The sequence below is a fragment of the Pseudomonas hydrolytica genome (assembly GCF_021495345.1).
Classification (GTDB): domain Bacteria; phylum Pseudomonadota; class Gammaproteobacteria; order Pseudomonadales; family Pseudomonadaceae; genus Aquipseudomonas; species Aquipseudomonas hydrolytica.
In genome coordinates this window covers 2,725,063-2,744,502 of sequence record NZ_CP099397.1, presented here as the reverse complement: position 1 = coordinate 2,744,502, position 19,440 = coordinate 2,725,063, and the positions used below count along the sequence as shown (strand labels likewise).

Here is a 19,440-nt window from a genome sequence, read left to right as displayed (position 1 = left end):
TGGCACCCGCTGTCCCGCTTGGGTGGTCTTCCTGTGGCAGGGGCTGTTTAGGTCAGCGCACCTTGCCGCGGCTCAGCTTGAGCTCTTCCTTGGTGAAGTCGTCGACGTCGATCACCCGCCGCCGCGCCGCTTCGGCCGCTTGCAGGCGCAGGCCCTGCTCGCCATCGAGAATGCCGGCGGCAATCGCCGCTTCGATGGCATCCTGGCCCGGTGCCGGCTGCAGGCTGCCGTCCTTGAGCGCCTGGTTCAGGCGTTTGCGGGCGTCCTGGCTGGCCTGCACCAGGTTCAGTGCATGTTGCAGCGCACCCACCGAATCCTGGTCCGCCTGCGGTCGGTAGCAGCCTTCCAGCACCGATTCCAGGGCAGGGTCGCCGGCCTGGCGGCCGATGATCGCGGCTACCTCCGCCTCCAGCACGTCGCTCGGGCCGTGGTGACGACGACCAAGGGGGAAGACCAGCACTTTCAGCAGGCAGCCGAACAGGCGGTTGGGGAAGTTGCTCAGCAGTTCGTCGAGCGCCTGTTCGGCATGAAAGAGATTCTCCTCCATGGCCCAGCGCACCAGCGGTCTGACGGCCTGCGGGTAGTCGAGGTCGTGGTAGCGCTTGAGCGCGGCCGAACCCAGGTAGAGATGGCTGAGCACGTCGCCCAGGCGCGCGGAGAGGCGTTCGCGGCGCTTCAGATCGCCGCCCAGCAGCATCATGCTGCTGTCGGCGCACAGGGCGAAGGCCGCGGCCAGGCGATTGAGCGCACGGTAGTAGGGCTGGCTGAGGTCGTCGCCGGGCACCGTGCCCAGGCGTCCCAAGGTCAGGCTCAGGAGGAAGCTGCTGGCGGCGTTGCCGACGGCGAAGCCGATATGGCTCATCAGCAGCGCATCGAACTCGGTCAGCGCCTGGTCCTTGTCCTCACGGTCGGCCAGGGCCATTTCCTTGAGCACGTAGGGATGGCAACGGATGGCGCCCTGGCCAAAGATCATCAGGTTGCGCGAGAGGATATTGGCGCCCTCGACGGTGATGAAGATGGGCGCCCCCTGCCAGGAGCGGGCCAGGTAGTTGTTCGGGCCCATGATGATGCCCTTGCCGCCATGCACGTCCATGGCATGGCCGATGCACTCGCGGCCGCGCTCGGTCAGGTGGTACTTGAGAATCGCCGACAGCACCGAGGGTTTCTCGCCCAGGTCGACGGCATTGGCGGTGAGGATGCGCGCGCTGTCCATCAGCCAGGCGTTGCCGCCGATACGCGCCAGCGCTTCCTGAATGCCCTCGAAGGCGGCCAGCGGTACGTTGAACTGCTCACGCAACTGGGCGTACTGGCCGGTGGCGAGGCTGGTGAACTTGGCCGCACCGGTACCGACGGCCGGCAGCGAGATGGAGCGGCCCACCGACAGGCAGTTCATCAGCATCATCCAGCCCTTGCCGAGATACTCCTGGCCACCGATCAGGTAGTTGAGCGGAATGAACACGTCCTTGCCCGAGTTCGGCCCGTTCATGAAGGCGGCGCCCAGTGGCAGGTGGCGGCGCCCGATTTCCACGCCGGGGGTATCGGTGGGGATCAGCGCCAGGCTGATGCCGAGGTCCACCTTGTCGCCCAGCAGATGATCCGGGTCGTAGGCCTTGAAGGCGAGGCCGAGCAGGGTGGCCACCGGACCGAGGGTGATGTAGCGCTTTTCCCAGTTCAGGCGCAGGCCGATCACTTCTTCGCCGTTGAACTGGCCCTTGCAGATGATGCCGGTGTCGGGCATGGCGCCGGCGTCGGAGCCGGCCAGCGGGCCGGTAAGGGCGAAGCAGGGGATGTCCTCGCCACGCGCCAGGCGCGGCAGATAATGGTTGCGCTGTTCTTCTGTGCCGTAGTGCAGCAGGAGCTCGGCCGGACCGAGGGAGTTGGGCACCATCACGGTGGAGGCCAGGTCGCCGCTGCGGGTCGCCAGCTTCATCGCCACCTGCGAGTGCGCGTAGGCGGAGAAGCCCTTGCCGCCGTATTCCTTGGGAATGATCAGGGCGAAGAAGCCATGCTGCTTGATGTGCTCCCAGGCTTTCTCCGGCAGGTCCATTTCCTGGCCGACCTGCCAGTCGCTGATCATCGCGCAGAGTTCTTCGGTGGGGCCGTCGATGAAGGCCTGTTCTTCTTCGCTCAGCCTGGCCTTGGGATAAGCCAGCAGCGTTTCCCAGTTCGGTCGGCCACTGAACAGTTCGCCGTCCCACCACACGGTGCCGGCCTCGATGGCGTCGCGTTCGGTAGCGGACATCGGTGGCAGGACGCGCTGGAACCAGTTGAACAGCGGGCCGCTGAAGAACTGCCGGCGCAGGTCGCCGAGCACGACGAAGGCGGCCACCGCCGCGGTGATGATCCATAGCAGCAGTTGCAGCCAGCCGGGTACCGGGCTGAACAGGGCCATGGCCAGCAGATAGGCTGCGGTGATGCCGAGGGCGGGCAGGGCGGCGGTACGGCTATGGGCCAGGTAGGCGACCCCGAGCAGCAGAACCAGCAACCAGATGACGAGCATGAGCATTCCTCCATGATTCGAGCGGGCGACGCCCCGAGCATAGTCACAAATGGCATCAGGGGCGGTGAGCTTGGCCGGATCGTCTTGATCGGCGCGCAATCGGCAGGTTTAGACTGAGACGAAATTCAGGAGCCCTCACCATGCATGCCTATCTGCGACCCGGCCGCTTCATTGACAGTGACCATCCTGCGGTAGTCGAGTTCGCCGAACGTTGCCGTGGTGCTGCACGCGAGCCGCGTAGCCAGGCCATCGCCCTGTACCTGGCGGTGCGTGATGGCGTGCGCTACAACCCCTATTCCTTCAGCCTCGATGCGCAGACGCTCAAGGCCAGTCATGCCCTGGAAGCCGGGGAGTCCTACTGCGTGCCGAAGGCCAACCTGCTCGCTGCTTGCGCCCGGCACTGCGGCATCCCCGCGCGTATCGGCCTGGCCGATGTGCGCAATCACCTGTCCACGCCACGTCTGCTGGAGTTGCTACGCAGCGAAGTGTTCGCCATGCATGGCTACACCGAGCTGTATCTGGACGGTCGCTGGGTCAAGGCCACGCCGGCGTTCAACGAGGCGTTGTGCCGGGTGTTCAAGGTGGCGCCGCTGGAGTTCGACGGCCTGCATGACAGCGTCTTTCACCCCTACAACGACAAGGGCGAGCGCTATATGGAATACCTGGTCGATCATGGCCAGTTCGAGGATCTCCCCGAGGAACTGTTCTTCGACCACCTGCAGCGCTGCTATCCGCATCTGTTCGAGGCCGGCACGCAGGGGCTGCAGGGCGACATGCAGCATGAGGCGGCAGCTATCGACTGAGTCGATAGTCAAGATCGGCAGGACGGCCTTTTCTCCGCGCGTCAGGGCCGGTAGGGTGCATGCCAGCGAAGGGCGGAAGAAACACCCGGTTGCAAACCCGTGGTTCCGCCCTCATCTATAACGACATCACTCTCGCGCGGGAAACCCCATCTTCATGAGCTCCGCCCTGACCATTCGGCAGTTGACCAAGACCTACGGAAACGGCTTCCAGGCCCTGCACGGCATCGATCTGGACGTCGCCGAAGGTGACTTCTTCGCCTTGCTCGGCCCCAACGGCGCCGGCAAATCCACCACCATCGGCATCCTCTCCACGCTGGTGAACAAGAGCAGCGGTACGGTCAGCGTGTTCGGCCACGACCTCGACCGCGAACCCTACGCGCTCAAGCGTTGCCTGGGCGTGGTGCCGCAGGAATTCAACTTCAACCAGTTCGAGAAGGTGTTCGACATCGTCGTCACCCAGGCCGGCTATTATGGCATTCCGCGTTCCATCGCCAAGGAGCGCGCCGAGCAGTACCTGACCCAGCTCGGCCTGTGGGAAAAGCGCGACGTGGCCTCGCGCGAGCTGTCCGGTGGCATGAAACGCCGGCTGATGATCGCCCGCGCCCTGGTGCATCAGCCGCGCCTGCTGATCCTCGATGAGCCCACCGCTGGCGTGGACATCGAACTACGCCGTTCGATGTGGAGCTTTCTCACCGAGTTGAACCAGCAGGGCATCACCATCATCCTCACCACCCACTACCTGGAGGAGGCCGAGCAGCTGTGCCGCAACATCGGCATCATCGACCACGGTCGCATCGTCGAGCTGAGCAGCATGAAGGACCTGCTTAAAAAGCTGCACGTCGAGACCTTCCTGCTCGATCTCAAGGACTCCTACAGCGAGGCGCCGAAACTGACGGGTTATCCGGCGCGCCTGCTCGATCACCACACCCTGGAAGTGCAGGTGGAGAAGAGCCAGGGCCTCAACGCGCTGTTCCAGCAACTGGCGCAGCAGCAGGTGCAGGTGCTGAGCCTGCGCAACAAGACCAATCGCCTGGAGGAGCTGTTCGTCTCCCTGGTGGAAAAGAACCTGGCCAAGGTGGCGCAATGAATACCCAGTACCTGAACAGCGAATTCGCCGCCAATCTGGTGGCTCTGCGCACCATCGTTCACCGCGAGGTGCGCCGTTTCCTGCGCATCTGGCCGCAGACCCTGCTGCCGCCGGCGATCACCATGGTTTTGTACTTCGTCATCTTCGGCAACCTGATCGGCCGACAGATCGGCGACATGGGCGGCTTCAGCTACATGGAGTACATCGTGCCGGGGCTGATCATGATGTCGGTGATCACCAACAGTTACGGCAACGTGGTGTCGAGCTTCTTCGGCAGCAAGTTCCAGCGCAACGTCGAGGAGCTGCTGGTATCGCCGGTATCGCCGCATACCATCCTCATCGGTTTCGTCGTCGGCGGCGTGCTGCGCGGGCTGGCGGTGGGCCTGATCGTCACCATCCTGTCGCTGTTCTTCACCCATCTGCAGGTGCATCACCTGGGCGTGACGGTGCTGGTTGTGCTGCTGACCGCGACCATCTTTTCCCTGGGCGGCTTCGTCAACGCGGTGTTCGCGCGCAACTTCGACGATATCTCGATTATCCCCACCTTCGTGCTGACGCCGCTGACCTACCTGGGCGGGGTGTTCTACTCCATCACGCTGCTGCCGCCGTTCTGGCAGACGGTGTCGATGGGCAACCCCATCCTGCACATGGTCAACGCCTTCCGCTACGGCATTCTCGGCGTGTCCGACATCCGTATCGGTGTGGCCATCGGCTTCATGCTGCTGGCCACGGCCGCGCTCTACACCCTGTGCATCCGCCTGCTGATCAGCGGCCGTGGCATGCGTCAGTAATCTGTAAAAAACATAGCGAAATAACTTGCGCTCCTGTCAGTAACGCAGCAGCCGGTTAGACTCCGCCTCTACCAAGAAAAAGGGGCTGATCATGACCGTGCTGTTGCGTGCGCTTCCTTGGCTGTGGCTGGGCTTGTGGGCACTGCCTGCAGCGGCGGCCGAAGGGCCGATGGTCGAGGTCGTGCCGGTACGGCAGATGGAGGTGCGTGACGAGCTGATCACCTTCGGTTCGCTGCGCTCCGACGAGTCGGTGATGATTCGTCCGGAAGTGGAAGGGCGCCTGGCCACCCTGCATTTTCGCGAGGGGCAGGCAGTGACCGCCGGCGATCTGCTGGTCAGCCTCGACGATGCCATTACCCGTGCCGAGTTCGCCCAGGCCAGGGCCAATCTCGATCTCGCCGAGAAGAACCATCAACGCGCGCAGATGCTGTTCCAGCGCGGCGCCAGCAATGCCCAGGCGCTGGACGAGGCGCAGAGCCAGCTGCAGGCCTCGCGCGCCAGCCTGGCTCTGGCCCAGGCGCGGCTCGACAAGACCCAGATCAAGGCGCCCCACGACGGCGTGCTCGGCCTGCGCCAGGCCAGCGTCGGCGACTACCTCAGCGCCGGACAGAACATCGTCAATCTGGAAGTGCTCGACCCGCTCAAGGTGGACTTTCGCATTCCGCAGAAGGCCGTGGCCCAGGTACGGCTCGGCCAGACCGTGGAAGTCACCCTCGATACCTACCCCGGCGAGCGTTTTCGTGGCGAGATCTATGCGCTCAACCCGCGCCTGGATGAGGCCGGGCGCAGCCAGGCCATCCGCGCCCATATCGGCAACGACGATCGCCGCCTGCGTCCGGGGCAGTTCGTGCGCGTGTCGGTGATCCTCGAGGAGCGGCCGCAGGCGCTGGTGATCCCCGAGGAGGCGGTGATGCCGCAGGGCGACAAGCTGCTGGTCAATCTGCTGGTGGACGGCAAGGTCGAGCGCCGCGAGGTGATCCTGGGCAAGCGTTTCGATGGCCTGGTAGAGGTGCGCGAGGGCTTGCAGGGTGACGAGACGGTGATCAGCGCCGGCTGGCAGCGCGTACGTGAAGGGCTGGCGGTGCGCAGCAAGAGCGGGGAGCGCCAGCGGTGATCCTCTCCGACGTCTGCATTCGCAGGCCGGTCTTCGCTACCGTCCTGTCGCTGATCGTGGTGTTGCTGGGGCTGATGGCCTATGACCGCCTTAACGTGCGCGAATACCCCAATATCGACGTGCCAATCGTCACCGTGCAGGTCACCTATCCCGGCGCCAGCCCGGAGATCATGGAATCGCAGGTGGCGCAGCCGGTAGAAGATGTACTCTCGGGGATCGAGGGGCTGGACTTCGTCACCTCCATCAGCCGCGCGGAAAACACCCAGATCACCGCGCAGTTCCGTCTCGGCCGCAGCGCCGACGAGGCAGCCAACGACGTGCGCGATCGCCTGGGGCGGGTGCGCAACCTGCTGCCGGACGAGGTGGACGAACCCATCGTGCAGAAGGTCGAGGCCGACGCCCAGCCGGTGATCTGGATCGCCTTTCACAGCGAGCAGCACAGTGCGATGGAGATCACCGACGTGCTGGAGCGGGTGATCAAGGATCGTCTGCAGACCATCCCCGGTGTGTCCGAAGTGCAGGTGCGCGGCGCCCGGACGTTTTCCATGCGCATCTGGCTCGACCCGGAGAAGCTGGCGGCGCACAACCTCACCGTGCAGGACGTGGAGGACGCCCTGCGCCGGCAGAACGTGGAAATCCCGGCCGGGCGCATCGAGTCGCGCGAGCGCGAGTTCAGCGTGCTGTCGGAAACCGATCTGCGCACGCCCGCGCAGTTCAACGAGCTGATTCTCGATGATTCGCAGGGCTACCTGCTGCGTCTGTCCGACGTTGGTCGCGCCGAGATCGGCCCGCGCGACGAGCGCACCGTGGTGCGCTTCAAGGGCCTGCCGGCGGTGACCCTGGGCCTGGTCAAACAGGCCACGGCCAACCCGCTGGACATCTCCGATGGTCTGGAAGCCGCCTGGGACGACGTCAAGGCGCTGTTGCCCGAAGGCATGAACATGACGGTGGCCAACGACAACTCGCAGTTCATCCGCGAGTCCATCGACAACGTCTTCGCCACCATCTGGGAGGCGGTGGCGCTGGTCATCCTGATCATCTTCATCTTTCTGCGTTCGCTGCGTGCGACGCTGATCCCGCTGGTGACCATTCCGGTCTCACTGATCGGCGCCTTCGCCCTGATGTCGCTGATGGGCTTCACCATCAACACCCTGACCCTGCTGGCCATGGTCCTGGCCATCGGCCTGGTGGTGGACGATGCCATCGTCATGCTGGAGAACATCCACCGCCATATCGAGGCGGGGATGAAGCCGATGCAGGCCGCGTTCAAGGGCAGCCGCGAGATCGCCTTCGCGGTGATCGCCATGACCCTGACCCTGGCCGCCGTGTTCGCCCCCATCGGCTTCATGCAGGGCACCACCGGCAAGCTGTTCACCGAATTCGCCTGGACGCTGGCCGGCTCGGTGCTGGTGTCCGGTTTCGTCGCTCTGACGCTGACGCCGATGATGTGCGCCGTGTTGCTCAAACCGCACCAGCACGAGCAGCGCCATAGCCGCGTGTACAACCTGATCGAGGGCTTTCTCAACGGCCTGACCTACAGCTACAAGCACAGTCTGGATCGCGCTCTGCGTGCCTGGCCGCTGGTGCTCGGCGTGCTGCTGGCGGCCTTCGTGCTGTGCGCCTGGCTGTTCAGCGGCCTGCGCTCGGAGCTGGCGCCCACCGAAGACACCGGCACCATAGTCGGGGTGTTCAATGGCCCAGACGGCGCCACCATCGACTACACCGCGCGCTATGCCCGCGAGGTGGAGGCGGCCTACGCCAGCATCCCGGAAACCAACCGCTACCTGATCGTCGCGGGCTTCCCGACCGTGGCCCAGGGCATTTCCTTCATGAAGCTGGAGGACTGGGGCGACCGTGCGCGCAGCCAGTTCGAGATCCGCAACGAACTGTTGCCCAAGTTGCAGGACATCGCCGGCATGCGAGTCACCCCGGTCAACCGCCCGCCGCTGGGGCAGAGCGCGCGCAACCAGCCGATCAACTTCGTCATCCGCTCGTCCATGGAATACGCCGAGCTGCAGGGTTACGTCGATCAGCTGATGGAGCGCATGCGCGACTATCCGGGCCTGGAGGGGTTGGACAGCGACCTCAAGCTCAACTCGCCGCAGCTGCAGATCAACGTCAACCGCGAGCAGGCCGCAGCCGTGGGCACCGACGTGTCGGTGATCGGCCGCAGCCTGGAAAGTCTGTTCGGCAGCCGCCAGGTGACCCGCTTCAAGCAGAATGGCGAGCAGTACGACGTACTGGTGCAGCTGCAGAACATCGACCGCAGCAACCCGCAGGACCTGGACCGCGTGTACGTGCGCGACCGCGAAGGCGGCATGGTGCAACTGTCCAACCTGATTTCGGTGCGCGAGACCGTGGCGCCGCGCGAGCTCAACCACTTCAACCAGCTGCGTGCGGTGACCATCAGCGCCAACGTCGGCGCCGGCTACACCCTGGGCGAGGCGCTGGACTACCTCGAGGCCGGCGCGCGAGCGGTATTCCCGCCGGAAACCCAGTACGACTACACCGGCACGTCGCGCGACTTCAAGGAGTCCAGTTCGGGTATCGCATTGATTTTCGCCCTGGCCCTGGCGTTCATCTTCCTGGTGTTGGCCGCGCAGTTCGAGAGCTTCAGCGATCCGCTGATCATCCTGTTCAGCGTGCCATTGTCGATGGCCGGCGCCTTGCTCGCCCTGACCCTGTTCGGCGGCACGCTGAACATCTATTCGCAGATCGGCCTGGTGACCCTGATCGGTCTGATCACCAAGCACGGCATCCTCATCGTCGAATTCGCCAATCACCTGCTGCGTGAAGGCAGGGAGCTGCGCGGTGCGGTGATCGAGGCTTCGGTGCAGCGCCTGCGGCCGATCCTGATGACCACAGGCGCCATGGTTCTGGGTTCGCTGCCGCTGGCCATCGCCACTGGGGCCGGCGCCGAAAGTCGCCAGCAGATCGGCCTGGTGATCGTCGGCGGCCTGCTGGTGGGCACCTTCTTCACCCTTTACGTGATCCCGACGCTGTACCTGCTGCTGCGGCGCTGGGCGCCGCTGCGGATGATCGAGGAAGAGCCCGCCGCGGCATGAGCCTGTCAGGAGCATTCTGGTGCGCACGGCGCACCCTACGTTTACCAGGGCGCCCTCGGGTTGACGTAGGGTGCGCCGTGCGCACCGAGCAAACCTGGAGCTCGCTGTGGGTGCGGCTGGGCGGTCAACCCGGTAAACTCGCCCGGTTTTTCGCCAACCCGGATCCCGCCCCATGCAGCACCCCGCCGAACATTCCCCGCTGGGCAAGTCCAGCCAGTACATCGCCGAGTACAGCCCCGAGCTGCTGTTTCCCATCTCGCGTACCAGCAAGTGGGCGGAGCTGGGCCTCGACGGCGACAACCTGCCATATCAGGGCGTGGACTACTGGAACTGCTACGAGCTGTCCTGGCTGCTGCCGTCCGGCAAGCCGGTGGTGGCCATCGGCGAATTCGCCATTCCTGCCGATTCGCCGAACATCATCGAGTCCAAGTCCTTCAAGCTCTATCTCAACTCGCTGAATCAGACAGTGTTCGCCAGCTGGGACGAATTGCAGGCAACCCTGGTGCGCGATCTGTCGGCGGTGGCCGGCAAGCCGGTGGCGGTGCGCCTGCGTTCCTTGGCCGAGGTGGCGGGCGAGGGCGTGGCGACGCTGCCGGGCCAGTGCATCGACGAACTGGAGATCAGCGTCAGTCAGTACGCCCATCCGCAGCCGGAGCTCTTGCGCTGCAATGCGAGCCGCGTGGTGGAGGAGAGCCTGCACAGCCACCTGCTGAAATCCAACTGCCCGGTCACCGGTCAGCCGGACTGGGGCAGCCTGGTCGTGCAGTACCGGGGCGCGGCGCTGGATCACGCCAGCCTGCTGGCTTATCTGGTGAGCTTCCGCCAGCACGCCGACTTTCATGAGCAGTGCGTGGAGCGCATCTTCCTCGATCTGCAGCGCCTGCTGCAGCCGCAGTCCCTGACCGTCTATGCGCGTTACGTGCGCCGTGGCGGGCTGGATATCAATCCGTATCGCAGTACCGAGGCGTTACGCGTAGACAACGCCCGGCTGGTGCGCCAGTAAGCCATGAAAAAGCCGCCAGCCCGAAAGGGGTGGCGGCTGTAGGCTTTCCGACGGGTCAGATGCCCATATTGGCCAGGCTCTGCATGATGTTGCGCAGGGTGCCGGCGAGGGTGGGGTGGCTGGCTTCGAAACGTTCCACCGCCAGGTTGACGCCGTCCATCAGGGTGGCATCGGGAGCGGCCGCGGCCTGGCGCGCCAGTTGTACTTCGATTTCCTGAATCAGCAGGTAAAGCGATGCCCGTTCTTCTTCGCTGAGCGGCGTGCCATGAGCGAGTTGCTCATGAAGAGCTTCCAGTTGCTGCTGCAGGTCATTGGCTGGCATAGGGTTCTCCCTTGTCGAATCGGCATAGGCATTGACCGTTGTCGGTGGCCGAAGGTTTCTGCCCGTACAACAAGGGTAATTCAAGCACGCCGGCTTTGCCTGACCAGGGTCAATCCGTTCAGGGCTTTTCGCCCTTGAGCCGGCGCATGCCGATATCCTCGAGGCTGGCCTGGATCTCACCCAGATGATCGACCACCGAGTGCGTCCCCAGGCGATAGAGCTGCAGCGTGGCCTCGGCGCGCAGACGCTCCTGCTCGTTCGTCGTCAGCGCCTGCCAGTCAGCCGGCGCGAGGCCGCACAGGGGGCCGCAGGCGGCCAGGCCGATGGTCCAGCAGCCGGCATTGAGGCCGGCCTGCAGAAGGTGCGGGTTGCCGCTGACCAACACGCAGCCGTCGAGACGCTCCACACCCAGTTGGCTCAGGGCCTGCCAGCAGGCGTCAGGCGCGGGCCAGGGCCTGGCCTGGCGCGCCAGGACAGCCGTGACCGGTACCGGCAGTGCCTCGGCCAAACGCAGGCTGGCGTCTGCCGGCAGGCTGTCGAGCCAGGCGCAGGGAATGGCGTCGGCGTGCAGCCTGTGCAGCAGCTGTTCTGCGCCGGGCGTGAGCTCCGCGTGTTCGTCGGCTACTTCGCTCAGCATCTGCTGCAAGGCCTGCTGTTGCGTCGGCGTCGGCGCTTGGCCCAGCCAGCCCGCGAGAGCCTGCTGCGGGCTGCCCAGGGTATCGGTGCGAGTGCATTGGGGATGCAGCCGCTGCAGTGCGACCGGCAAGGTGCGGGCGCCGAAGTCGACCAGGCAGCCGGACAGCTCGAAAAGAATGGCGGTAGGGGAGGCGTTAGGCATGGGGTCATCCGTGGCGGTGGCCTAGTCCAATCTAGCGCCAGCGGATGACCGGAAGATGACCGTCAGGTGACGCTGAGCAGGGCGCGCAGATGCTCCGGCAGGGCAACGGATCGGCCGCTTCGATGGTCGATCCAGACCAGCTTGCAGTAACCTTCGCCGTAAACCGTGTCGGGATCGTCCAGCGTGGTCAGGCGGTGTTCGACCACCAGGCTGCTGCGCCCCAGGGCGCCGGCATGCAGCTCGACCACCACCGTAGCCGGGTGCACCACGGGTTTGAGGTAGGTGTGCTGGGTCTGCAGCACTACCGGGCCTTGAGGTGCGCCGCTCATCGCAATGCCGACGCGCTCGAACCAGGCGACCCGCGCCTCTTCCAGGTATTGCATGTAGATGATGTTGTTGACGTGCCCGTAGCTGTCCATGTCGCCCCAGCGCACGGGTATCCGGGCGGTATTCAGCAGTGTCTTATCGGTCATCACAATTGTTCGCTATGCTGCCCAATCAGGGCTCCAGGCTTTATACTGCGCGGCCTTCACGGCCGCTGGCGGGTGGCCACACCACTTTTCTCAAGGAGAGACTGCAATGCATGTTATCGGTGCTCGCTGGATCGTGCGCCTGGGGAGCCTGATGGCGCTGGTCGGCCTCAGTCTGCTGCCGGCCATGAGCCAGGCCGCTTCGGAAGAAGACCCCTGGGAGGGCTTCAACCGCGCGATGTTTCGCTTCAACGATACACTCGATACCTACGCGCTGAAACCGATTGCGCAGGGCTATCAAAAGGTCACGCCGCAGTTTCTCGAAGACGGCGTGCACAACGTCTTCGGCAATATCGGCGACGTCGGCAACCTGACCAACAACCTGCTGCAGGGCAAGCTGCACGATGCCGGTGTCGATACCGGTCGCCTGATCTTCAACACCACCTTCGGCCTGCTGGGCTTCTTCGACGTGGCCAAGCATATGGGCCTGCAGAAGAGCGACGAGGATTTTGGCCAGACCCTGGGCGTCTGGGGCCTGAACAGCGGGCCCTATCTGGTGATCCCGTTCCTCGGTCCGAGCACCGTGCGCGACGCCGCCGGCAGGGTGCCGGACAGCTTCGTGACGCCTTATCCGTACATCGACCACGTGCCGACCCGCAACGTCACCCGTGGCGTCGAGGTGGTGGATACCCGCGCCAGCCTGTTGTCGGCCGAACGCCTGATCAGCGGCGACAAGTACATCTTCATCCGCAACGCCTACCTGCAGAACCGCGAGTTCAAGGTCAAAGACGGTGACGTCGAAGACGATTTCTGAGTTCGGCAGGCATGAAAAAGGCGGCTTAAAGCCGCCTTTTTCGTAAGCATGCGTTTCAGCTCATCGAGATGATGGCCAGGCCCAGCGATTGGCGTCCGTCACCCAGATCGCCGATTCGCACCACTTCGGCCTGGGCGTCGAGGCCGGCCAGTTCGCTGTGTTCGGAAGGGATGTGCACCTTGACCTTGTCGCCCATCTTCAGCATGACTTCGGCCTCGATTTGCATGCCGGTGCTGGAGAGATCCAGGCACAGGGCCGGAATTTCCCGGCCAGCATGATGCAGGGTGACTGGCGCTTCCAGTCGCATGCGGATGTAGTCGCGTTTCTCGCTGTACGCTCGATCACTCTGACTCATGGACCCTGTCCTCTTCTTATGAGCTCTCCCGCGGTTCTTATAACTCCCGCCGATTTACCCTGTAAAGCCGCCGGACGACGACCGGTGCCGGCTTGAATCGCTCGCCAGATGGGAGTACCGTCTGCCCCTTGAAATCGCCCTGGCGCCATTGATGCGGCGCCGCGCTACGGGCAGTCACCCTAATTGCCCTGGCGCAGTTTGCCTGGATACCCCATGCACAAAACCAGTGCCACTCTGCTGATCATCGACGACGACGATGTCGTGCGTGCCAGCCTCGCAGCCTATCTCGAGGACAGCGGCTTCAAGGTATTGCAGGCCAACAACGGTTTGCAGGGGCTGGAAGTGTTCCAGCAGGAAAGCCCCGACCTGATGATCTGTGACCTGCGCATGCCGCAGGTCGATGGCCTCGAGCTGATCCGTCGTATCAACGCCCTGGGTGTCGAAGTCCCGGTGATTGTGGTCTCGGGCGCAGGCGTCATGAACGATGCCGTCGAAGCCCTGCGTCTGGGCGCTGCCGATTACCTGATCAAGCCGCTGGAAGACCTGGCGGTGCTCGAGCACTCGGTGCGTCGGGCACTGGATCGCTCGCGCCTGCGCATGGAGAACCAGCGCTACCGCGAGAAGCTTGAGGCTGCCAACCGCGAGCTGCAGGCCAGCCTGCACCTGCTGCAGGAAGACCAGAACGCCGGTCGCCAGGTGCAGATGAACATGCTGCCGGTGACGCCCTGGCAGGTCGATGGCCTGACCTTCGCGCACAAGATCATCCCCTCCTTGTACCTGTCCGGTGATTTCGTCGACTACTTCCGCATCGACGAGCGACGCATCGGCTTCTACCTGGCGGACGTTTCCGGGCACGGCGCTTCTTCGGCCTTCGTCACCGTGCTGCTCAAGTTCATGACCACGCGCCTGCTCTACGAGTGGCGGCGGGGCGGTTCGCTACCCGAGTTCAAGCCCTCCGATGTGCTCGGCCACATCAATCGCGGGTTGATCAACTGCAAGCTCGGCAAGCATGTGACCATGCTGGGCGGGGTGATCGACGAACAGAGCGGCCAGCTCACCTACAGCATCGGCGGCCATTTGCCGCTGCCGGTACTGTTCGAGAATGGCGAGGCGCGGTATCTGGAAGGGCGCGGCCTGCCGGTCGGCCTGTTCGCAGAGGCCGAGTATGGCGATCAGGTCATGAAGCTGCCCGAATCATTCAGCCTCACCTTGCTTTCCGACGGCATTCTCGACCTGCTGCCAGGCGAGACGCTGAAGGAGAAGGAATTGGCGTTGCCACAACTGGTTAGCCAGGCTGGCGGTACGCTTGACGGTTTGCGTCAAGTTCTCGGTCTGGCCAATCTGGGTGAGATGCCGGATGATATTGCCTTGCTGGTGTTGAGCAGGAACCTTGCATGAACCCTGGGATGAGCCCCGGTCGCATCCAATTCGCCGAGCAGGATGGCACATTCGTCCTGAAATTCGTCGGCGAAGTCCGTCTGACGCTGTGTTCGGCGCTGGATGCCACGATTGAGAAGATTTTCACCGCGTTGAATTTTTCGGCCATCGTCATCGACCTGACCGAAACCCGCAGCATCGACAGCACCACCCTGGGTCTGCTGGCCAAACTGTCCATTCTTTCGCGGCAGAAGGTGGGCCTGTTGCCGACCGTGGTGACCACGCACGACGATATCACCCGCCTGCTGCAGTCGATGGGTTTCGATCAGGTGTTCAATATCGTCGATCGTCCGATTCCCTGCCCGGAAGCACTGGACGACCTGCCATCGCAGGATCAGAACGAGGAAGTGGTCAAGGCCAAGGTGCTGGAAGCGCACCGTATCCTGATGGGGTTGAACGACTCCAACCGCGAGGCCTTCCATGATCTGGTCAGTGCGCTCGAGCGGCACTGACCTCCCTGGTTTTCCGTCGGGTGCGCTGTGCGCACCGACTGATTCAAAGAAAGCCTCAGGTGCGCACGGCGCACCCTACGTATTGATCTCGTAGTATTCGAAAGGGGCGTCAGCTTGGCTGGCGCCCCCTTTTTTTGTTCAGGCCTTGGCGGCCAGCAGTGCCTCGAGCTTTTCCTGGTCACGGGCGAACAGGCGGATGCCCTCGGCCAGTTTCTCGGTGGCCATCGCATCTTCGTTCAACGCCCAACGGAAGGCGCTTTCGTCCAGCGTCTGACGAGCTTCGCCAGCGCCGCCCGGAGCAAGCTTGCGGCTCAGTTCGCCCTCATCCTCGGCCAGCTTCTGCAGCAGTTCAGGGCTGATGGTCAGGCGATCGCAGCCGGCCAGCGCTTCGATCTGGCCGAGGTTGCGGAAGCTCGCTCCCATCACCACGGTGTCGTAACCGTTGGCCTTGTAGTAGTCGTAGATACGGCTGACCGACTGCACGCCCGGATCTTCGCTGCCGACAAAGTCACGGCTCTCGGTTTTCTTGTACCAGTCGTAGATGCGGCCGACGAAAGGCGAGATGAGGAATACGCCGGCATCGGCGCACGCTTGCGCCTGGGCGAAGGAGAAAAGCAGGGTGAGGTTGGTCTGCACGCCGGATTTTTCCAGCTGCTCGGCAGCGCGAATGCCTTCCCAGGTCGAGGCGATCTTGATCAGCACCCGTTCGCGGCCGATGCCGGCCTGCTCATAGAGGCCGACCAGACGCTCGGCGCGCAGCAGGGTGGCGCCGGTATCGAACGACAGGCGGGCATCCACCTCGGTGGAAATGCGCCCGGGAATGACCTTGAGAATCTCCTGGCCAACGGCAACGGCGAAGTGGTCGCAGGCCAGACCCGGATCACCCTTGCCGGCGCTGACGGCCTGTTTCAGAAGATCGGCGTAGCCCGGCAGCGATGCGGCCTTGAGCAGCAGGGAGGGATTGGTGGTGGCATCCACCGGCTTGAGCCGGGCGATGGCGTCGAGATCACCGGTATCGGCGACCACGGTGGTGAACTGCTTGAGTTGTTCCAGCTTGGAGGTCATGACGAGGCCTTGTCGTTGCAGATGGCATGACCTTACCCGAGGCGCTGCGGGCGCTCAACGGTCGAGTCACTGACAATTTTTTACCTTTTGGGGGCGCGCTTTTGGCCTGCTCGTTCGTCTTAACATATGAAGGTGCGGTGAAACGCGCCGAGGTCGGTGGAGTCCGACTTCAGATGAGCAGCCAAGGAGCCCGAATATGTCGACCCAAACTCAGCGCTCTCGTTCACTATGCCGCGCGGCTCCGGATACCCGTCAGTGCCGCGAATGGCTGCAGGCCGCAGGGCTGCGTTTCAGCATGCCGAGACTCAAGGTGGTGGAGGCGCTGTATGGCGCCGACGACGAGCAGGGAATCTCCAGCCGCGACTTGCATCGGCAGCTGAGCGAGGCGGGCGAGCCGCTGTCACTGGTCAGCGTGCGGCAGGTGCTGCGCCGTATGGAGGAACACGGCATGGTGCAGGCCACCGGGCGCAGCCGTTACCGCCTGACGGCGCCGGATCAGTGCCCGCGGAGCAATTCGGCGGCCTGATCCAGCAGCCCCAGCGGATCCTGCACCTTGTGGATGTCTACCGACAGCAGCTGACGAAAGCGCCGGGCGCCGGGAAAGCCCTGAGCCAGGCCGAGCACATGGCGGCTGACGTGATGCAGGGTGCCGCCTTCGCGTAGGTGCTGCTCGACGTAGGGCTTGAGTGCGAGCAGGGCGTCCATGCGACTGATGCTGGGTGCCGCCGCGCCGAACAGGCGGTTGTCCACTTGCGCCAGCAGATAAGGGTTGTGGTAGGCCTCGCGGCCGAGCATCACACCATCGAAGGTCTGTAGATGCTGCTCGCATTCTTCCAGCGTCTTGATGCCGCCGTTGAGGATGATTTCCAGATCCGGGAAGTCACGCTTGAGCTGGGCGGCCACATCGTAGCGCAGCGGCGGAATCTCGCGATTTTCCTTCGGCGACAGCCCCTCGAGGATGGCGATACGGGCATGCACGGTGAAGCTGCGGCAGCCGGCGTCCCGCACCTGGCCGACGAAATCGCATAGCTCGGAATAGCTGTCGCGGCCATTGATGCCGATGCGGTGCTTGACCGTTACCGGAATGCTCACCGCGTCCCGCATGGCTTTCACGCAGTCGGCCACCAGCGCCGGATGCCCCATCAGGCAGGCGCCGATCATGTTGTTCTGTACTCGATCACTGGGGCAGCCGACGTTCAGGTTTACCTCGTCGTAGCCATGCTGCTCGGCCATCTTCGCGCAGGCGGCCAGATCCTGCGGGTTGCTACCGCCCAACTGCAGGGCGATGGGATGCTCGCATTCGCTGTAACGCAGAAAACGTTCGCGGTCGCCATGGATCAGCGCGCCGGTGGTGACCATCTCGGTATAGAGCAGGGCGTGACGCGACAGCTGACGCAGGAAGAAGCGGCAGTGGCGATCAGTCCAATCCATCATCGGCGCCACGGAAAAGCGGCGGGACAGGGCGGGGCGGGTGGTGTTCTCTGGTTGCATAGACGTTCGGCTGAGTGGCGTTGTCCCGAGCACCGACAGGCTGGTCTGTAGGCGTTGGCGACAAAAAGGGCCGATAGTCTATCAAGAATGCCGGCTGGTCTGGGGTCAGTGAAAATCCCGGCTCTTCACATCGAGCCCGGTCAGCAGCGGGCTCAGGCGGCTATCGGCTGGCGACCGTTTGTCGCTCACGTCGGAGGCAGTCGGTCGCAGCCAACGCCGACTCCAGCCTCTATTCCTGAGGCGCCGGTAAGCCAAGCGCCTCGAGCAACTGCAACGCCAGGCGTATGCGCTCGGCATTGGGGTAGTTGCGGTTGGCGAGTATCACCAGGCCGGTATCGCGTGCCGGCAGCAGCAGGATGTAGGCGCCGAAGCCGTTGGTAGAGCCGGTCTTGTTCAGCAGCAGGTCACCTTCGGCCGGCGTGGGTGCGCTGAAACGCTCCACCGCCTGGGGTTGCAGGGCCATCTCGGCGGAGTTGCCCGCTTGCAGCTTCGCCAGGTTGATGGGGTAGGCATAGCGCTCCCAGCCCAGGCCCTGCGTCATGTCGCCGACCTGATAGTAACCGCGATGGGTGGAGCTGACGGCCTGGTGCAGCGGTGCGGGCAGCTTGTCCGGGTGCAGGTTGGCGTCGATGAAGCGCAGCATGTCCGCGGCAGTGGATTTCAAGCCGTAGGCTTCGGCATCCAGCGCGCCGGGGCTGACCCGCACGGCCTTGTCGTCGCGGTAGCCCCAGGCATAGCGCGTCATCTGCTCGGCCGGTATCTGCACGTAGCTTTCCTGCATGCCCAGTTGCGGCAGCAGGTCCTGCTCCATCAGTTCCTGGAACGGCTTGGCCAGGCTGGCGGCGGCCAGGTGACCGAACAGGCCGATACTGGGGTTGGAATACAGTCGTTGCGTGCCGGGCGGGTAGACCGCCTGCCAGTTGCGGTAGTAATCGAGCATCTGGCGTTCGTTGCCGACTGCATCCGGAAACTGCAGTGGCAGGCCGCCAGGGGTGTAGGTGGCCAGGTCCAGCAGACTGATGTGATCGAACGCGCTGCCCTGTAGCGCCGGCAGGTACTGGCTGGCGTTGTCGCTGAGGTTCAGCGTACCGCGCGCTTCGGCGTAGGCGCCGAGGGTGGCGGTGAAGAGTTTGCTGATCGAGCCCAGTTCGAACAGGGTGTGGCGATCCACGGCCTGGCCGCTTTCACGTGAGGCGACGCCGTACTCGAAGAAATGCTGCTGGCCCTTGTGGCTGATGGCGATGGCCATGCCGGGGATGGCATAGGTCTGCATCATCGGTTCCACAGCGGCATCGACTGCCTGGCGCAGCTCGGCGAAGGCCGATTGGCTGCCCAGGCAAAGGCCGAGCGCGAGGAGCAGAGGGCGAAGGGATGGGTGCATGATCGTTCCTTGTCAGTTCATCGGGGGCAGGCGGCGGGGCACCGAGGTCTTCTTGACGATGGCGGTGTTGGTTTCGGCATGGCCGTTGATGCGGTCGAGCACCTCGTCCAGTTGCTCCATCGAGCGCACGTGCAGGCGAGCGATGAAGCAGTCCTCGCCTGTGACCTTGTCGCATTCGGTGAACTCGGGGGTGGCCTGGATCAGCCGTTCCACCTCGTGCAGCTTGCCGGGCAGCGGGCGCACGCGAACGATGGCCTGCAGCTGATAGCCGAAGTGGCTTGGATCGATTTCCACTCGGTAGCCCTTGAGTACGCCGCGTTCTTCCAGGCGGCGCAGGCGCTCGGCCACGCTGGGTGAGGACAGGCCACTGATCTGCGCGAGGGCCTTCAGGGAGCGCCGCGAGTCTTCCATCAGGGCCGCGATCAGGGTCTGGTCGATTTCATCGGTCATTG

19 protein-coding genes are annotated in these 19,440 nt (G+C 64.0%); 10 read left to right on the top strand and 9 right to left on the bottom strand.

What is annotated here, in order from left to right; genetic code table 11:
• Positions 1-52 precede the first annotated feature (52 nt).
• Positions 53-2,500: an acyl-CoA dehydrogenase gene (locus L1F06_RS12680; protein WP_129482387.1), complete on the bottom strand. Its 2,448-nt coding sequence runs from the start codon at positions 2,498-2,500 to the stop codon at positions 53-55.
• Between the two features lie 140 nt (positions 2,501-2,640).
• On the opposite strand from L1F06_RS12680, the gene L1F06_RS12675 reads away from it, so the two are divergent.
• From L1F06_RS12675 to queF, 6 genes are all read left to right on the top strand, one after another.
• On the top strand, positions 2,641-3,303 hold the full coding sequence (locus tag L1F06_RS12675) for a transglutaminase-like domain-containing protein (protein WP_129482388.1): 663 nt from the start codon (positions 2,641-2,643) through the stop codon (positions 3,301-3,303).
• Positions 3,304-3,457: 154 nt separating this feature from the next.
• Positions 3,458-4,390: an ABC transporter ATP-binding protein gene (locus L1F06_RS12670; protein WP_003239894.1), complete on the top strand. Its 933-nt coding sequence runs from the start codon at positions 3,458-3,460 to the stop codon at positions 4,388-4,390.
• A gap of 11 nt (positions 4,391-4,401) precedes the next feature.
• Positions 4,402-5,181, top strand: coding sequence for an ABC transporter permease (locus tag L1F06_RS12665; protein WP_041773067.1), 780 nt, complete (start codon positions 4,402-4,404; stop codon positions 5,179-5,181).
• Between the two features lie 91 nt (positions 5,182-5,272).
• Positions 5,273-6,295 carry an efflux RND transporter periplasmic adaptor subunit gene (locus L1F06_RS12660; protein WP_003239898.1) on the top strand — a complete coding sequence of 341 codons (1,023 nt, stop codon included), beginning with the start codon at positions 5,273-5,275 and terminating at the stop codon, positions 6,293-6,295.
• Entirely contained in the window at positions 6,292-9,360 is a 3,069-nt protein-coding gene (locus L1F06_RS12655) for an efflux RND transporter permease subunit (protein ID WP_003239900.1), read from the top strand. Before L1F06_RS12660 ends, L1F06_RS12655 begins: the two co-directional genes overlap by 4 nt.
• 172 nt (positions 9,361-9,532) lie before the next feature.
• Entirely contained in the window at positions 9,533-10,363 is an 831-nt protein-coding gene (gene queF / locus L1F06_RS12650) for an NADPH-dependent 7-cyano-7-deazaguanine reductase QueF (protein WP_129482389.1), read from the top strand.
• Positions 10,364-10,418: 55 nt separating this feature from the next.
• On the opposite strand, the gene L1F06_RS12645 is transcribed toward queF, so the two are convergent.
• The 3 genes from L1F06_RS12645 to L1F06_RS12635 all read right to left on the bottom strand — a co-directional run bounded on the left by L1F06_RS12645 (position 10,419) and on the right by L1F06_RS12635 (position 11,996).
• Positions 10,419-10,685, bottom strand: a complete 267-nt coding sequence (locus L1F06_RS12645) for a DUF4404 family protein (RefSeq protein ID WP_003239904.1) — start codon at positions 10,683-10,685, stop codon at positions 10,419-10,421.
• 118 nt (positions 10,686-10,803) lie between these two features.
• Positions 10,804-11,523 carry an HAD superfamily inactivated hydrolase PcrP gene (pcrP, locus tag L1F06_RS12640; protein WP_129482390.1) on the bottom strand — a complete coding sequence of 240 codons (720 nt, stop codon included), beginning with the start codon at positions 11,521-11,523 and terminating at the stop codon, positions 10,804-10,806.
• A 62-nt stretch (positions 11,524-11,585) separates the two neighbouring features.
• Positions 11,586-11,996 (bottom strand): acyl-CoA thioesterase, encoded by a 411-nt coding sequence (locus L1F06_RS12635; protein WP_129482391.1) that lies wholly within the window; start codon positions 11,994-11,996, stop codon positions 11,586-11,588.
• A gap of 106 nt (positions 11,997-12,102) precedes the next feature.
• Between L1F06_RS12635 and L1F06_RS12630 the strand changes: the two genes are divergently transcribed.
• Positions 12,103-12,807 carry an MlaA family lipoprotein gene (locus L1F06_RS12630; RefSeq protein ID WP_003239909.1) on the top strand — a complete coding sequence of 235 codons (705 nt, stop codon included), beginning with the start codon at positions 12,103-12,105 and terminating at the stop codon, positions 12,805-12,807.
• 55 nt (positions 12,808-12,862) lie between these two features.
• Here the strand turns inward: L1F06_RS12630 and L1F06_RS12625 are convergent, their stop codons facing one another.
• Positions 12,863-13,162, bottom strand: a complete 300-nt coding sequence (locus tag L1F06_RS12625) for a PilZ domain-containing protein (protein ID WP_003239912.1) — start codon at positions 13,160-13,162, stop codon at positions 12,863-12,865.
• A gap of 213 nt (positions 13,163-13,375) precedes the next feature.
• Between L1F06_RS12625 and rssB the strand changes: the two genes are divergently transcribed.
• Positions 13,376-14,560 carry a two-component system response regulator RssB gene (rssB, locus tag L1F06_RS12620; RefSeq protein WP_003239913.1) on the top strand — a complete coding sequence of 395 codons (1,185 nt, stop codon included), beginning with the start codon at positions 13,376-13,378 and terminating at the stop codon, positions 14,558-14,560.
• A gap of 8 nt (positions 14,561-14,568) precedes the next feature.
• Positions 14,569-15,051, top strand: a complete 483-nt coding sequence (gene rssC / locus L1F06_RS12615; RefSeq protein ID WP_003239915.1) for an anti-sigma factor antagonist RssC — start codon at positions 14,569-14,571, stop codon at positions 15,049-15,051.
• Positions 15,052-15,189: 138 nt separating this feature from the next.
• Here the strand turns inward: rssC and tal are convergent, their stop codons facing one another.
• Complete coding sequence (gene tal / locus L1F06_RS12610; protein ID WP_129482392.1) at positions 15,190-16,116, bottom strand: transaldolase; 927 nt, start codon at positions 16,114-16,116, stop codon at positions 15,190-15,192.
• 196 nt (positions 16,117-16,312) lie between these two features.
• On the opposite strand from tal, the gene L1F06_RS12605 reads away from it, so the two are divergent.
• Positions 16,313-16,642 carry a transcriptional repressor gene (locus L1F06_RS12605; protein WP_129482393.1) on the top strand — a complete coding sequence of 110 codons (330 nt, stop codon included), beginning with the start codon at positions 16,313-16,315 and terminating at the stop codon, positions 16,640-16,642.
• On the opposite strand, the gene dusA is transcribed toward L1F06_RS12605, so the two are convergent.
• The 3 genes from dusA to L1F06_RS12590 form a co-directional block, all read right to left on the bottom strand.
• A complete protein-coding gene (gene dusA, locus L1F06_RS12600; RefSeq protein WP_129482394.1) occupies positions 16,612-17,607 on the bottom strand; it encodes a tRNA dihydrouridine(20/20a) synthase DusA in 996 nt (331 codons plus the stop codon). The two genes, L1F06_RS12605 and dusA, sit on opposite strands and share 31 nt — an antisense overlap.
• A 229-nt stretch (positions 17,608-17,836) precedes the next feature.
• On the bottom strand, positions 17,837-18,988 hold the full coding sequence (gene ampC / locus L1F06_RS12595) for a class C beta-lactamase (protein WP_129482395.1): 1,152 nt from the start codon (positions 18,986-18,988) through the stop codon (positions 17,837-17,839).
• A 12-nt stretch (positions 18,989-19,000) separates the two neighbouring features.
• The gene (locus L1F06_RS12590; RefSeq protein WP_012018475.1) at positions 19,001-19,438 is read right to left on the bottom strand and encodes an Lrp/AsnC family transcriptional regulator; all 438 of its coding nucleotides are present in this window, start codon (positions 19,436-19,438) and stop codon (positions 19,001-19,003) included.
• Positions 19,439-19,440 lie beyond the last annotated feature (2 nt).

What these genes read in the sequence shown, in the direction of transcription:
- dusA (WP_129482394.1), bottom strand. Translation starts at nt 17,607, where the DNA reads ATGCAACCAGAGAACACCACCCGCCCCGCCCTGTCCCGCCGCTTTTCC.
- L1F06_RS12590 (WP_012018475.1), bottom strand. Translation starts at nt 19,438, where the DNA reads ATGACCGATGAAATCGACCAGACCCTGATCGCGGCCCTGATGGAAGAC.
- L1F06_RS12645 (WP_003239904.1), bottom strand. Translation starts at nt 10,685, where the DNA reads ATGCCAGCCAATGACCTGCAGCAGCAACTGGAAGCTCTTCATGAGCAA.
- L1F06_RS12630 (WP_003239909.1), top strand. Translation starts at nt 12,103, where the DNA reads ATGCATGTTATCGGTGCTCGCTGGATCGTGCGCCTGGGGAGCCTGATG.
- L1F06_RS12675 (WP_129482388.1), top strand. Translation starts at nt 2,641, where the DNA reads ATGCATGCCTATCTGCGACCCGGCCGCTTCATTGACAGTGACCATCCT.
- ampC (WP_129482395.1), bottom strand. Translation starts at nt 18,988, where the DNA reads ATGCACCCATCCCTTCGCCCTCTGCTCCTCGCGCTCGGCCTTTGCCTG.
- L1F06_RS12680 (WP_129482387.1), bottom strand. Translation starts at nt 2,500, where the DNA reads ATGCTCGTCATCTGGTTGCTGGTTCTGCTGCTCGGGGTCGCCTACCTG.
- rssC (WP_003239915.1), top strand. Translation starts at nt 14,569, where the DNA reads ATGAGCCCCGGTCGCATCCAATTCGCCGAGCAGGATGGCACATTCGTC.
- L1F06_RS12605 (WP_129482393.1), top strand. Translation starts at nt 16,313, where the DNA reads ATGTCGACCCAAACTCAGCGCTCTCGTTCACTATGCCGCGCGGCTCCG.
- L1F06_RS12625 (WP_003239912.1), bottom strand. Translation starts at nt 13,162, where the DNA reads ATGAGTCAGAGTGATCGAGCGTACAGCGAGAAACGCGACTACATCCGC.
- L1F06_RS12635 (WP_129482391.1), bottom strand. Translation starts at nt 11,996, where the DNA reads ATGACCGATAAGACACTGCTGAATACCGCCCGGATACCCGTGCGCTGG.
- queF (WP_129482389.1), top strand. Translation starts at nt 9,533, where the DNA reads ATGCAGCACCCCGCCGAACATTCCCCGCTGGGCAAGTCCAGCCAGTAC.
- pcrP (WP_129482390.1), bottom strand. Translation starts at nt 11,523, where the DNA reads ATGCCTAACGCCTCCCCTACCGCCATTCTTTTCGAGCTGTCCGGCTGC.
- tal (WP_129482392.1), bottom strand. Translation starts at nt 16,116, where the DNA reads ATGACCTCCAAGCTGGAACAACTCAAGCAGTTCACCACCGTGGTCGCC.
- L1F06_RS12660 (WP_003239898.1), top strand. Translation starts at nt 5,273, where the DNA reads ATGACCGTGCTGTTGCGTGCGCTTCCTTGGCTGTGGCTGGGCTTGTGG.
- L1F06_RS12670 (WP_003239894.1), top strand. Translation starts at nt 3,458, where the DNA reads ATGAGCTCCGCCCTGACCATTCGGCAGTTGACCAAGACCTACGGAAAC.
- rssB (WP_003239913.1), top strand. Translation starts at nt 13,376, where the DNA reads ATGCACAAAACCAGTGCCACTCTGCTGATCATCGACGACGACGATGTC.